The organism is Ensifer sp. PDNC004, assembly GCF_016919405.1.
Classification (GTDB): Bacteria; Pseudomonadota; Alphaproteobacteria; order Rhizobiales; family Rhizobiaceae; genus Ensifer.
This window is the reverse complement of record NZ_CP070354.1, coordinates 455,580-468,269: the sequence shown is the minus strand read 5'-3', so window position 1 is coordinate 468,269 and position 12,690 is coordinate 455,580. Positions and strand designations below refer to the sequence as shown.

General features: G+C 62.8%; 11 protein-coding genes. 6 read left to right on the top strand and 5 right to left on the bottom strand.

Translation table 11 applies throughout. The features are described from left to right. Positions 1 to 206 precede the first annotated feature (206 nt). The 4 genes from JVX98_RS30500 to JVX98_RS30485 all read left to right on the top strand — a co-directional run bounded on the left by JVX98_RS30500 (position 207) and on the right by JVX98_RS30485 (position 4,398). Positions 207 to 1,547, top strand: a complete 1,341-nt coding sequence (locus JVX98_RS30500) for a sugar ABC transporter substrate-binding protein (protein ID WP_205239581.1) — start codon at positions 207 to 209, stop codon at positions 1,545 to 1,547. Positions 1,548 to 1,613: 66 nt separating this feature from the next. Next, complete coding sequence (locus JVX98_RS30495) at positions 1,614 to 2,645, top strand: aldo/keto reductase (RefSeq protein ID WP_205239579.1); 1,032 nt, start codon at positions 1,614 to 1,616, stop codon at positions 2,643 to 2,645. Beyond that, positions 2,642 to 3,586, top strand: coding sequence for a carbohydrate ABC transporter permease (locus JVX98_RS30490; protein ID WP_205239577.1), 945 nt, complete (start codon positions 2,642 to 2,644; stop codon positions 3,584 to 3,586). The genes JVX98_RS30495 and JVX98_RS30490 overlap by 4 nt, the downstream gene beginning before the upstream one ends. Beyond that, positions 3,583 to 4,398 (top strand): carbohydrate ABC transporter permease, encoded by an 816-nt coding sequence (locus JVX98_RS30485; protein ID WP_205239576.1) that lies wholly within the window; start codon positions 3,583 to 3,585, stop codon positions 4,396 to 4,398. Before JVX98_RS30490 ends, JVX98_RS30485 begins: the two co-directional genes overlap by 4 nt. Before the next feature lie 17 nt (positions 4,399 to 4,415). Here JVX98_RS30485 and JVX98_RS30480 read toward each other — a convergent pair whose 3' ends face one another. The 3 genes from JVX98_RS30480 to JVX98_RS30470 all read right to left on the bottom strand — a co-directional run bounded on the left by JVX98_RS30480 (position 4,416) and on the right by JVX98_RS30470 (position 7,444). Further along, a complete protein-coding gene (locus JVX98_RS30480) occupies positions 4,416 to 5,321 on the bottom strand; it encodes a DUF3313 domain-containing protein (protein WP_205240082.1) in 906 nt (301 codons plus the stop codon). Between the two features lie 111 nt (positions 5,322 to 5,432). Beyond that, the gene (locus JVX98_RS30475) at positions 5,433 to 6,773 is read right to left on the bottom strand and encodes a sensor histidine kinase (protein WP_371826583.1); all 1,341 of its coding nucleotides are present in this window, start codon (positions 6,771 to 6,773) and stop codon (positions 5,433 to 5,435) included. Continuing rightward, positions 6,773 to 7,444 (bottom strand): response regulator transcription factor, encoded by a 672-nt coding sequence (locus JVX98_RS30470; RefSeq protein ID WP_043612112.1) that lies wholly within the window; start codon positions 7,442 to 7,444, stop codon positions 6,773 to 6,775. Before JVX98_RS30470 ends, JVX98_RS30475 begins: the two co-directional genes overlap by 1 nt. A gap of 262 nt (positions 7,445 to 7,706) precedes the next feature. Between JVX98_RS30470 and JVX98_RS32590 the strand changes: the two genes are divergently transcribed. Beyond that, positions 7,707 to 7,829 carry a hypothetical protein gene (locus tag JVX98_RS32590; protein ID WP_256442717.1) on the top strand — a complete coding sequence of 41 codons (123 nt, stop codon included), beginning with the start codon at positions 7,707 to 7,709 and terminating at the stop codon, positions 7,827 to 7,829. A gap of 107 nt (positions 7,830 to 7,936) precedes the next feature. On the opposite strand, the gene JVX98_RS30465 is transcribed toward JVX98_RS32590, so the two are convergent. Then, complete coding sequence (locus tag JVX98_RS30465; protein WP_192448414.1) at positions 7,937 to 8,269, bottom strand: hypothetical protein; 333 nt, start codon at positions 8,267 to 8,269, stop codon at positions 7,937 to 7,939. A 408-nt stretch (positions 8,270 to 8,677) separates the two neighbouring features. Between JVX98_RS30465 and JVX98_RS30460 the strand changes: the two genes are divergently transcribed. Next, positions 8,678 to 9,868: a DUF882 domain-containing protein gene (locus tag JVX98_RS30460; RefSeq protein ID WP_205239575.1), complete on the top strand. Its 1,191-nt coding sequence runs from the start codon at positions 8,678 to 8,680 to the stop codon at positions 9,866 to 9,868. Positions 9,869 to 10,056: 188 nt separating this feature from the next. Here JVX98_RS30460 and JVX98_RS30455 read toward each other — a convergent pair whose 3' ends face one another. Then, positions 10,057 to 12,498 (bottom strand): hypothetical protein, encoded by a 2,442-nt coding sequence (locus JVX98_RS30455; protein ID WP_246765072.1) that lies wholly within the window; start codon positions 12,496 to 12,498, stop codon positions 10,057 to 10,059. Positions 12,499 to 12,690: the final 192 nt, after the last annotated feature.

Here is a 12,690-nt window from a genome sequence, read left to right as displayed (position 1 = left end):
GGGCCGGACAATCTCTCGAAGAAATTCCTACTCCCGCGACAGGGAGAGAGCAGCAAAATCATTCCGTATTAATACATAAAAAACATAGACTATATGTGTAATGGTCGAGATTTCTCGCGCATGATGCTGGCAACACGTGAGCCGGACCCGCTCCGCCCGCGACGGATGACAACGCTGGCCAAGACCAGATTTCGACGGAGGATCCCATGTCCAGTTCCATTTTCAGCCAGGCGTATCGCCGCCGCAGTGTGCTGAAAACGCTAGCCGCTGCCGGCGCCCTGCCCTTCGTCGCGCCGCTTGCCTCCTCTACGGCGCTTGCATCTGGCACCAAATATGCCGGCCGCACGGTCAATCTCCTGATCATCCAGCCGCACGTCGTGACGGGCAAGAAAATTGCCGAGGATCTCGAAAGGCTGACCGGAGCCAAGGTCAACGTCACGGCGGTGCCCTACGACCAGGTCAGCGTCAAGGCAACGCTGGACGTGCAGTCGGGCGCCAACCAGTTCGACGTCATCGACTATTTTTATACCTACAAGGGGCAGCTGGCCGACGATGGCGTGATCGAGGACGTCACCGATCTCATCGAGCGCGACAAGGCCGAGATCCAGCCGGAAGACTTCATCCAGACCATCTACGACCAGTACACGCTGCATGACGGCCGCCGTTATGGCTTGCCCTATGACGGCGACAGTCATCTGCTTTTCTATAACCGCGAACTGTTTGATCGTTACGGCCTGAAAGCGCCGGCAACCTGGGACGAATACAACGAGAACGCCAGGGTGATTACCGAGGCGGAAAAGAAGAACGGGATCTATGGTGCGGCGGTTCTGGGTGCGAAGATCCCGGTCATCATCCTGTCCACCTATGCCAACCGGCTCACCGGCTTTGGCGGCAACTTCCTGAAGGCGGACGGCACCTCGGCGCTCGACAGCACGGAGGCGGTCGAGGCCCTGAAGTCGCTGCTGGCGTCGGCACCCCACGCGCTGCCGACCCCACTCGAAACCCGCTTCGAAGAGGGGCTGCCCGCCTTTCTCAACGGCAAGGCGGCGCAGATCGACTTCTGGACCGATCTCGGCGGCTATGCGCAGGATCCCAAGGGCTCGAAGATCGTGGACAAGTGGGGCGTGGCGCGCATTCCCGTCGGCGGCAGCAACAAGACACCCCGCCTCGCCTTCAATGCCGGCTTTGGCTTTGCGATCACCAGCGGATCGAAGAACAAGGATGTCGCCTGGGACCTGATCAAGCTTGCGACCGGCAAGGACTACCACCAGGAGCTTCTGGCGCTCACCGGCTCGGGCATCGACCCGGACCGCCAATCGGGGCTGAAATCGCAGAAGTTCAAGGACTTCCAGCCGCTGGTGCAACCGCTACTCGATGATGGCGCATTGGAAAACAGCCTGGCCTGGCCAACCGCCGTCTACGCGCCGAAACTCGAAAATGCATTGACCGACGAACTGGCCCTGGCGCTCGCCGGCACCAAAAGCGCGGAACAGGCGATCGCCGACGCCCACCAGGCCTGGACCGAAATCATCGAGACCAACGGCTGATTGCTTGCGGGGTGGCGCTTCCTCCCGGCGCCGCCCGCCACTTTTCTTGAAACGAGGCAAAAGACCATGAGCGCAAGATCCTTGCCGAAGCGCAGGCTCGGCCGAACCGATTTCGACATCACGACCGTTGGCTTCGGTGCCTGGGCCATCGGTGGCCCCGATTGGGGATGGGGATGGGGAAGCCAGGACGATACCCGGTCGATCGCGGCCATTCGCCATGCGGTCGAGCGCGGCATCAACTGGATCGACACGGCACCCGTCTATGGCCTCGGCCATTCCGAACAGATCGTGCGCGAGGCTCTCTCGACCATCCCGCGATCCGAACGTCCGTTGATCTTCACCAAGGCGGGGCTGATCTGGGACCCGGACAACCGCAACGCCCTTCCGGCTCGCATCGGCAATGCCCAGTCCATTCGCCGCGAGTTGGAGGCTTCCCTGAAGCGGCTCGGCGTCGACGTCATCGACCTCTACCAGGTGCACTGGCCTGCCAATGACGGCACACCGGTCGAGGACTACTGGGCGACGTTTGCCGAATTGAAGAAAGAGGGCAAGGTTAGGGCCATCGGGCTTTCGAACCACGATCGGGCGCTTCTCGAGCGCGCGGCAACGGTCGCGCCCGTCGATGTCGTGCAACCGCCCTTTTCGGCGATCAAGCGCCAGTTCGCCAGAGCAGAGCTGCCCTGGGTGCAGGCGCATGGCAGCGGCGTCATCGCCTACAGCCCGCTGCAATCGGGCCTGCTCACCGGCGCCTTTACGCCGGCGCGCGCCCGAGCCCTTCCGCAGGACGACTGGCGATCGCGCGACGAGGAATTTTCAGGCGAAGCGCTTCACCGGAACCTCGCCTTTACCGAAGGCTTGAGGCCGATTGCTGCACGACACGAAACGTCCGTCGCTGCGGTAGCTGCCGCCTGGGCGATTTCCTGGCCCGGCGTTACCGGAGCCATCATCGGTGCGCGCGAGCCGCTGCAGATCGATGGCTGGATCGATGCGGCAACCCTGGGGCTTACCCCTCGTGATCTCGATGATGTCGAAGACATGTTGCTCGCCACCCGGGCCGGCAGCGGGCCGACGCGCCCGGATCTGGCCGAGGCCGCATGACCGCCTTCGCCGTCGAGGTGCTGGAACCCGCCGGTGCGGCAGGTGTCGCCGCGCGCAACCACGCCCTTCGGGCGCGTCTCGGTCGGCTCGCATGGATCGCGCCCGTCCTCGTCGCGCTGGTCGTCACGACGCTCTACCCGACCGTCTTTCTGCTGGCGCTTGCCTTCAGCAAGAGCACGCTCGGAAAGCCGTTCCGCGGCTTCGTCGGCATCAAGCACTTTGCAACGGCGCTTCAGGATCCGATCTTCCTTGCGGCCATCGGCAGAAGCGTCGCCTATGCACTTGCCAGCTCGATGGTGCAGCTTGCGCTCGGCTTCCTGATCGCGCTGCTTTTTACGTCCCTGTTGAAGGCCGGCCGCTTCCTGATGAGCCTCGTGCTGTTGCCGCTGATGACCCCGCCGGTCATGGTCGGCATCGCCTGGAAGCTGATCTTCGCGCCGGCAGGCGGGCTCTTGAACGGCACCCTGATCACCTATGGCGTGATCTCCGAGCCGATTTCCTTTCTCGGCCACCCGACGCTCGCCTGGCTGGCAATCGGCGTAGCGGATCTCTGGCAATGGACGCCCTTCATCGTCATTCTCTGCTTTGCGGCCCTTTCCACGGTGCCTGAGAGCGTTCACGAGGCGGCCATGGTGGACGGGGCCAATGGCTGGCAGCGTTTCTGGCACATCACCCTGCCGCTGGTCGCCGCACCGCTTTCGTCGATCTATCTGCTGAAGCTTATCTTGTCGTTCAAGCTCTTCGACCTCGTCTATATCCTAACCTTCGGCGGGCCGGGCTTTGCGACGACATCGGCCGGCTTTGGCATCTATCGGCGGGCAATCGAACAGTTCGACGTCGGCCGCGCCGCAGCCGAGACGATGATCTACGCGCTGGTCATCGGACTTGTGACCTTGCCCGTCGTGCGACTGCACCAGCACTTCGAAAGACGAGAACTATGAAACCCGCAGCGCGACATCTGTGGCTCGGACTTGCGGCAGCGCCCGTCGTCAGCTTCTTTGCCCTGCCCTTCCTCTATCTCATCGCGGTTTCCTTGAAGACGAAGGACGACGTGCTCAACGGCCGCTTCTGGCCGACGGCGCCGACGCTCACGAACTGGCCGGCAGCCTTCGACGCGGCCAACATCCTCGGCTTCATCCTGAATTCCGTGATCGTGTCGCTGGTCTCAGGCCTGGTCACCATCGCGCTGGCGCTGCCGTCGGCCTATGCCGTCCTGCGGCTGAAGGTCGGTGGCAAGTGGCTGTCGGACGTTACGCTCTCGAGCTACATGGCCCCGCCGATCGTGGCGCTGATCCCGCTGTTTTTCCTATTGAAGACAACCGGCCTGCTCGATACGCGCGCCGGGCTTGTTCTCATCTACGGCTTCGCCAACGTACCCGTCGCCTTCTGGCTACTGATGCCGTTCCTGCGCCGCATGCCGATCGAAATCGAGCAGGCAGCGGCGATGGACGGCGCCGGTCCGTTTCGCACGCTGCTGCAGATCGTCGTGCCGATCATCGCGCCGGGGATCGTCGCAACCTTCATCATCGTGACGGTCTTGTCCTACAACGAGTTCCTGTTTGCTTCCGCCTTCACCTTCTCCGACGCCACGCGGACCTTGCCGGTCGGCATCTCGCTCTTCCAGGGCGACCGGCTGGTGAATTTCGGCCAGATGGCAGCCGCTTCCCTGGCGGGCATCGCACCGGTTTATCTGGTCGCGCTGTTCATGCAACGCTACCTCGTGAGCGGGCTTGCCCATGGCGGGGTGAAGTAGGGAGCGCCGGCGGCAAGCTATCGCGCGATGGAAGGCTTGAGTGCCTGTTCCGCCGCCGCTTTCGGCTTCTTGTCGGTCCATTGAGGCGGCGCGCCGTATTTGGCTGCGATCGCGCCGACAAGGCCCGGTGCCCGGCCGAAGGTGTCGCATACGGCATATTTGGGTTTGCCACCCAACCAGGACTGCACGCGCTGCCGGGTCGGCAGCGAGATATCCAATGCCTTCGGTTCCTTGCCGGAAATCAGCACCTGCGAAAATTCGTTGGCGAATTTCGTCGCAAAGCTATAGGCGTCGCCGACTTCGGAAACACGGGGCTTGTCGAGGATCGAATTCGCGCCCCGCGCCCAAAGCATCGCAGCGCTTTGTGCGCCACCGGCATCGACGGCTTCGGCCTCGACGGCCAGGCCTCCGAGGCCCACGGGCAATCGCGGCACGCTGACGGGGAGCACGAACCCGGTGCCAACGGTCACGGCCGTCGAGACCCCTGCGAGCGCCTTGTCTGTCGGGACAATATCGGCGACCACGGAGCGAACCGTCAGATCAGCAGGCTGATCGGCGGAAACCAGCTGGTATCTGTCGCTGAGCGCGACGCAGAGCGCCCGGTCGAGAGCGTTCGAGACCAGGTCGCGATCGGCACCGGATTTGATCTTGGAGGCGGCGGCAAAGGAAAACATCGTCGGCGCGATGCGGATGGTTCTTACGCCGGCCAGGCGTTGTCCGTCGACGTAGAGGCGTTTCTTCGCCACCATGCCTTTCGACGGGCCGAGCTTGCTATAGGAGGTCAGCGTCCCCGCCTCCTTCAGCGGAACCGATTGGCATCCGGCCAGGGCCACCGAGAGTAGTCCCGCCAGGCCCACCGCGCGGGCCGGGACGAGCGATGAGGAAAGCCCATTAAGCGATTGAATAAAATATTCTTTTAGCACGTTCCATGATCTCCGTTGGCATGCAACGGCGACCTTGGGGATGGACAATTGCTACAGAATTACAAGCAGGCTCGGGATGTCAGCGGGGGAAGCTGTGGGGCCGCTCGCCGATCAGAGGTGGACGGCAACCTTGGTTCCGTTCGCTGAACTCGTGAGGCTGACGCGGCCCCCGTGGTTGGAAACCACCTGTTTCACAAGGCTCAAACCAAGACCCGCGCCCGTTTCTTTGGGAGAAACCCTGTAAAACGGCTCGAAAACGAGTTCCTGATGCTCGGCAGGTATGCCGGGTCCTTCGTCGGAAACCTCGACGCGCCCATCGCTTGAGACGGAGACGGCAATCAGGCCGGCATTGCCGCCGTGATCGATGGCGTTTCGGACGAGGTTGGTGACCGCGCGCAAGACGGCAGGTGGGTTGCCCTTTCGCGCAAGCGTCTCCACGTCACTGTGGAATGACACCTGATAACCTCCCGCGATCGCCAGCGGGGCGAGATCGGCGACAGCCGATCGCGCGATATCGACCAGATCCATCGGCTCGTCCAGAACGAGCGCCTGGTCGTTGCGCTCGAAATCCAGAAGCTGCTCCGCCGTTTCTGCGAGCCGGGCAACGTCGTCCATCAGACGCGTTCGCTCCCGGCCCTCCGCCATGCCGTCGATGCGCGTCTGCATGATGGCAATGGGGGTTCGCAGTTCGTGAGCCGCATCGACCAGAAAGCGCCGCCGTTTCCTGGCCTCGTCTTCGAGGCGCTCGAGTGCGCCGTTAAAGGCGACCAGAACCGGGGCGACCTCGTTCGGGATCCCCGCGAGCGGCAGGCGCGTCCCGTGGCGGCGCGGATCGATCCGCGATGCTTCGTCGGCAACCTCGCTCACCGTCGCCAGCGCGCGACCGACGATATGGGGAACAGCAAGAAATATCGCCGGAAGCGCACTGGCGATCAAAGACAGGTAGATCGGATAGGCCTTCGCCAAAAGAGCGAGGGCACCCCAGCCCTTGTCCGCCACGCCGCCAAACAGGATCCGCACTTCGCCAGCCGGCGTCTTCGCGTTTTCGATCGTCGCAATCTCGCGGGTAGTTGCGGCTCCCCTGATATCGGCTTCGTCGAACAGGTGGATTACCTGGGGCAGTGCGGCATAGGCGGGCGGAATAGACCCATAGGAGGCGAAGGCACCGCTGGTGGTGGCGACCACGAACCACAAGGCACCGTTTTGTGCCTTGAGCGTCGCCAGGTCGTCGGTCTCGGAAAGCTGCATTGCACCATCGCTGCCCCGGCCCACGGCACCGGACACGACCGAAACGACCGTCCCTTCCATCGCCGTGTTCGGCGACATGATCGTGGTTGCCCAGATGCAGAGCCCAATGATCACCGAGGCGACGACGGCGATGATCACGAGGCTCAACTGCCAGCTGAGCCGCCACCAGAGCGATGGATTGCGTCTTGCCGCCTGACCCATCATCACTCTTCCTTCAGGAGGTAGCCGACCCCACGGATGTTGTGGATCGAGACGCCGGCGCCAGCATCAGCCAGCCGCTTGCGCAGCCTTGAAATATGGGCGTCGATCGCGTTCGACTGGATCTCTTCTTCGTAGTTGTAGACGGCGGCTTCGAGCGTCGAGCGAAGAACGGTCTTGTCCCGGCGCCTGGCAAGCGCCTGGAGCACGAAGAGTTCCCGCCTCGGGACGTCGAGCTTCACGTCATCGACGGTCACGGTGAGATTCAGCGGGTCGAGCGCCATGCGCCCGACCTTGATCTCAAGTTCAGCGAGGGCCGCGGGACGGCGCAATACGGCGCGCAGGCGTGCCATCAGTTCCTCGACGAGAAATGGCTTGCCGAGATAGTCGTCCGCCCCGATGTCGAGGCCTTCAACCCGCTCCATCGGCTCGTTGCGCGCCGTCAGGACGATGATCGGCGCGTCCTGGCCAATGCGGCGCAATTGCGGGATGAAGCTGAGCCCTTCGCCATCGGGCAAGCGGCGGTCGAGAAGAATAGCGCCGTAGTCGTTCTGACGGGCAAGCTCGGCTGCGTCGGCGAGATGGGTCGTATGATCGATGACGATGCCATATTTGCTGAGCGCCACAGCCAGCGCCGCCGCCAGTTCCCTCTCGTCTTCGATGAGCAGTATCCGCATCGGCACCCCATGGCTTCGGCCTTCCGAATCTGCCGCAAGAATTACAGCAGCATTACGGAAACCACGGGGTGGCCGAGCGTAACATTGCTGCAATTGTTGGCACCTAGCACACGCGTCGAGCCGCCCTTGCGAGATCTGCACGAGGGGCGCGGCCTTCAACGAACCGGAAAGGAACAGGAAGCATGACGGCGTCAAAAGCGGAGTGCGCTTCCGGAACGGGATTGCAAACTGTCGATCGGCGCAATGCGTATGGGGCCGCCCGATGACCCGTAGACCCCTGCTGCGCTTCCTCCTGCGCTCGTTCCTGTCGGCCCTTTTCCTCGCCGCCTTCCTGGCGGGCCCGGCGATTATTCTGATCCTCACATCCAATCGAATTGCGATGTAGCGCGCCATGGATCAGATCCCCGACGGCCATCTGACCGAACTCGCCAATTAGAACGTCGCCGCACGAATTGACGCCGGCTTCCATCGCTCGACTTGCTTCGGGCTCGTTCACGGCTCTTGGCTGGTATCTTCGCCGGACGCGGGTGCTGGAGCATTTTTGGCTTCCATGGCCGCTTCGATCTGCTTGATGACCTTGACGGCCTCCTGGAGGATCGCCCGCATCTCGTCGTCGTACAGATGCACCGGCATGCCGCCGGCGCGGATGACGTCCATCGTTTCGGCTGACTCCACGATGCGATCGGGCTGCCCCAGCAGCTCCCAACCTTCCTTGATCGTGACATAGGCCCGGGAGACAAGACGGAGTTTTTCGCCCTCCGTCAGCATGTGAACATCGCGCGCGGCGCGGGTCAGTTCGGCAATGACGTCTTTCGTACTTTTCATGAGACACCTTGGCGATGCAAGTACCGCGGTGCGACCAGCTAATCCATTCATAGTAACTAATGTATAGATTGCGGAAAACAAGGCCCAACACCCTCACGCGACCGTTCTGGCATGGGCAAGCCGAGGCGCTGAAATCCGGTCGCGTCCCAAAAATGCGTCACCGGGAAACACGTCCAATGGCATCAACCGCTTCTTAATCCTTTGTTGACCATAATCTCCGTTGAAGAGCCGAGCCGCCGGCCGTTGCCGCCGGTGGATTGTACCTCGTTTGAATCGGAAGCCGCTGTGTCTGAGTATCCTGTAACTGCGTATCCAGAACCTGCCTCGCCTGCCGTCGTCAGAGGCGTCAAGCGTATCGCCCGGTGGGCCGCACGAGCGGCCGCAGTCACCGCCCTTGCAGCGTCCGCCATGGCGTTCACCAGCACGGCGGCGTCGGCAGAAGTCCGGTCGCTTAAGCTATTCTTCACGCACACCGGCGAGCGCGCAACGATTACCTTCAAACGGGACGGCAAATACGACCAGAAAGGGCTGACGCAGATCAACCGTTTCCTGCGCGACTGGCGCAGGAACGAGCCTGCCCGCATGGACCCGCGTCTCCTCGATCTCGTCTGGGAGGTCTATCAGCGCTCCGGTGGCAAGGACTACATCAACGTCGTCTCGGCCTACCGTTCGCCGGCCACCAACAGCATGCTGCGCGGCCGCTCGCGCAGCACCGGGGTCGCCAAGAACAGCCAGCACATGCTGGGTAAGGCGATGGATTTCTATATCCCGGGCGTGAAGCTTACCCGGCTGCGGGAAATCGCCATGCAGATGCAGGTCGGCGGCGTGGGCTACTACCCCACCTCAGGATCACCCTTCGTGCATCTCGACGTCGGAAACGTGCGCGCGTGGCCGCGGATGTCGCGCCAGGAACTGGCCCGCGTCTTCCCGAACGGAAAGACCCTCCATCTTCCCGCCAGCGGTGGGGCTTTGCCAGGTTATGACCAGGCGATGGCCGACTACAAGCGACGGGTCAAGGCAACCTCGATCGTCGCTGCAAACAGCGCCGGTCCGGCAAAAGTCAAAGGCAGAGAAACCTCCGACAACACGCTGCTGACCGCGATGCTTCCGACCCGCAAGAGCCGCGGAGAAGAAGCCCTCGAGCTTCAGACCATGCGGAAGGAAGCTGCCGAAAAGTCGCCGTTCTTCGACCTTGCGGCGATCAGCGTCCCGCTGCCGACGCTGCGCGCCACGGCGACCGCCGCGACCGTTACGCCTACCCCCACGCCCGAGCGCGCGCTTCCCACGAACGTCTCGGCTTTCGTTCCCTCCTCGTCGTTCAAGGTCGCGCTTGGCGTGGGCATGATGCGCCATCCGGCTGCAGGCGAAAGCAGCCTCACCGGCCCGGCGTCTGCAAAAGCCCAATGGACAATTCGCGACGCCGCGCTCTTCAAATGGGCACTGGCGCCGGCCAAGGAGCTTGAGCGGCTAGCCCTTCCGGCGAACCTGGAGCTTTCGGTGGCAAGCGCCGACGATACGCCGCGCGTTCCGAAGCGCGCGTCCCCGGCCCGCAAGGAAGACAAGAGCTTCAACAAGGACCGCTTCTGGTCGGACGGCTGATGCGCGGGCCGCCTGTCAGCGCTGAAGGCTCGATGGCCGATCCGCCGTACCACCAAGTCTGCGCCACACCGGCAGACGATCGGATTATCACGCCGCTGTTTTTCGCCTGAGCAGGCGCGACCCCGCACTCGCCATTGCCGCGCCTATCGCGGCCGCTCGGGAAAACGTGCCCGAACGGCCGTGTTTCCTCAGCGACCGCGACCGCCGCCGCCACGCCCGCCACCGCCGCCGCGGAAAGCAGCTCCACCACCGCGACCACCTCCTCCGTGGAAGCCGCCGCGGTTGCCACCCTGGAAACCGCCGCCGCTGTAGCCGCCGCTACCACGGTCAAAACTCTGGAAGTTCCGGCCGGACTCCTGATAGAGCCGCCCATAATTGCGGCTGAGTTCGTTCTGGTTGCCGAATTGCCGTCCGGCACGATCGAAGGACAGATGATCCGGCGCCCGTTGGCGAACCTGCGGGCTGCGGCGCGGTGTAGTTCTCGTCTCGGCCCGGTTCTGGATACGCTGTGCGGCTTGGGGCCGGTTGGATATCGCGCCTTGGGCGGCATTGCGCAGGTTTTCCCCGTTCGGCCGCTGAACCGGTTGCCAGCCATCCGGCGTGTGCTTCTGCCATTGGCCGTCCTGACGGCGATAGACGCTGCCATCGCGGCCGGCATAGACGTCGCCGCCCTTGCTGCCGACGATGAAGCCCTTGTCGCCTTCCGAATTTCGCCAGCGCAAGCCACCGGCACTCCCGGTCGATCCGCCGCTTATGCGCGCGAACTCTCCGCCGTGCTTGACAGCTACACTGCCCCAGGAGCCGTAAACATTCTGTCCGCCCCGCGCGACCATCGCGTTGCCCGTGCGTGGATTGTAGGCAGAAATGAAACCGCGCTCGCCACCGGGACCCGCCACCGCGCCGCCGCGGAACCGTGTCCCCGTGACAGGGTTATAGGCTGCGCCGAAGACCAAGCCCCTTTCCGGGCCATAGGCGTAGCCATAGCGCCCGAAAGTGCCATAGGCCGGGTTGTACAAGGCGCCGAACCCGTAGCTGATTGGCGGCGGATAATAGGGCCAATCGTCGTCGTAATAGTCCCAATAGGGCGGATAATACCAGCCCGAGCCCCAGACGACGGTGTCCCAGGCAAGGTAGGTATAGAGATAGCCGAGCGTGTAGCCGTACCAGATGGCATCCGGCTCCGTGTCGTAGATGCGGACATAGGTCGCGTTATAGACCGGAGACGACGATGGGATCGTATAGATCTCATCGGCAACGGCGCGGGCAACGGCAAAGGGCCCGATCGGCGTATCACCGACGAACCAGATACCGTCTTTCAGAACGAAGTACTTGTCCGCAACCTTGATGACCTGCTCGTTGGCGTTGACGGCATAGAACATCGACGTGCCTTCGATCGGCTCGAACTTCGGCTCGCCATTGTAGTGCACATCCACCTTCAGCGATCCATCGGTCGAAACCCGTGCGAGCTTCGGAATGCTCGCCCGCAGACGCGCCGTTGCGCTTTCGGACGTGCCGGGGACCGACGCACGCACGGCCGAGTAGGAGGCGTCGTCGGGCAGGTTCACGAAATCATCGGGCAGGTCAGGCGTGGCAAAGGTCCAGGGGCCTTCGAGCGACGTTGATGAAAACCACCGTCCGGACAGAAGCGTGTACCACGTCTTGCTGACCCGATGGAAAAACACAGAGCTGGTCGTGTTGGATACCCAATCCAGCCCCGTACCCGCGATTGGTTCGAGGGCCGGTTTTCCCTCAAAGATCAGAAGCTCCGCAGGCTTCTGCGAATAGAAGACCTTCGGAAGCTGATTATCGCTGAAGGGCGTGGGCGGAAGGGCGGCCTTTACCCCTTTCCAGTTGTCGATCTCCGGCAGCTTGGAAAAGACGTCCGGCACCGATGCCGCCGCAACCCAGCCGCTCTCCAGGGCCTTCGACGTCAGCCAATTCTTTTCGCTCCGCAGATAGTAGTCTGCCGACTGATCCACCTTGAAGAGATCCCAGTTCGTGTTGACCACGAAGGAGAGGCCTTCGACGCCCTTGACGGGAGCCGTCACCGGCTTGCCGTCCGTCTGCACCAGGATGGCCGGCGTTTCACTCACAAAGATCGGCGGCGGATCGGCCTTGATATCGGGGATATCGGCGAGGCGCTGGAAGTCCGCAAGGCTTGCCGCCAGGCGTTGCTGCGACACGACGATCGGATCGGTCGGGACAAGCTTGCCGATGTCGAGCGCAAGGTCCGCAAGCTGCTGCCGGTCCAGGGCGGAAAAATCGAGCCGCGTGGTGCGCACGTCCGTCAGCGTGACGTTTTCCGTTGCCTCGTCGGCCACGGTCTTGGCCGAAAGCCCGATGATGCCATAGATCGGCTTGGCGTCGGCGGATGGTTTGAGCTCGGTGGCAACAAGGGCTTCGAGCTCCTTGAAATCCTTCCAGGACGTGATCTGCGGCTGGAAGAGCGTGATCGTCGCGCCCTTTTCGGTGGTGAACATCCTTGGCCAGGCTGGCGCGGTGGCATCGGACTGGTTGAGATACTTGCCAGCAACGAAGCCGTTTGCCCCGGCATAACTCACGGCGCACCACGAGGCTTCCGCGTCGCATTCCTTGATGTAGACTTCCTCGCCCTGGGGGATCACGCGCATCGCGTCAAATCCGATTCCCGGGCCCACCCTGAAGTTCACGTTTGCGGTCAGGATGGCAGGATCTGCAAGGGCTGAAGTTGAGAAGAACGAAGCGATCGTCAGGTACGCAAGAAGTCTACGCATGATCACGTTCCCTTCCTGGGTGTCTAAGTTGCTCAAATTGCCTGCGTGCTGGAGTGCCACTGAAAACGG

Excerpts from the sequence above, each read along its gene's own strand:
- JVX98_RS30485 (WP_205239576.1), top strand. The coding sequence starts at position 3,583 with ATGAAACCCGCAGCGCGACATCTGTGGCTCGGACTTGCGGCAGCGCCC.
- JVX98_RS30495 (WP_205239579.1), top strand. The coding sequence starts at position 1,614 with ATGAGCGCAAGATCCTTGCCGAAGCGCAGGCTCGGCCGAACCGATTTC.
- JVX98_RS30455 (WP_246765072.1), bottom strand. The coding sequence starts at position 12,498 with ATGCGCGTGATCCCCCAGGGCGAGGAAGTCTACATCAAGGAATGCGAC.
- JVX98_RS32590 (WP_256442717.1), top strand. The coding sequence starts at position 7,707 with ATGACCCGTAGACCCCTGCTGCGCTTCCTCCTGCGCTCGTTCCTGTCG.
- JVX98_RS30475 (WP_371826583.1), bottom strand. The coding sequence starts at position 6,773 with ATGATGGGTCAGGCGGCAAGACGCAATCCATCGCTCTGGTGGCGGCTC.
- JVX98_RS30465 (WP_192448414.1), bottom strand. The coding sequence starts at position 8,269 with ATGAAAAGTACGAAAGACGTCATTGCCGAACTGACCCGCGCCGCGCGC.
- JVX98_RS30470 (WP_043612112.1), bottom strand. The coding sequence starts at position 7,444 with ATGCGGATACTGCTCATCGAAGACGAGAGGGAACTGGCGGCGGCGCTG.
- JVX98_RS30500 (WP_205239581.1), top strand. The coding sequence starts at position 207 with ATGTCCAGTTCCATTTTCAGCCAGGCGTATCGCCGCCGCAGTGTGCTG.
- JVX98_RS30490 (WP_205239577.1), top strand. The coding sequence starts at position 2,642 with ATGACCGCCTTCGCCGTCGAGGTGCTGGAACCCGCCGGTGCGGCAGGT.
- JVX98_RS30460 (WP_205239575.1), top strand. The coding sequence starts at position 8,678 with ATGGCGTTCACCAGCACGGCGGCGTCGGCAGAAGTCCGGTCGCTTAAG.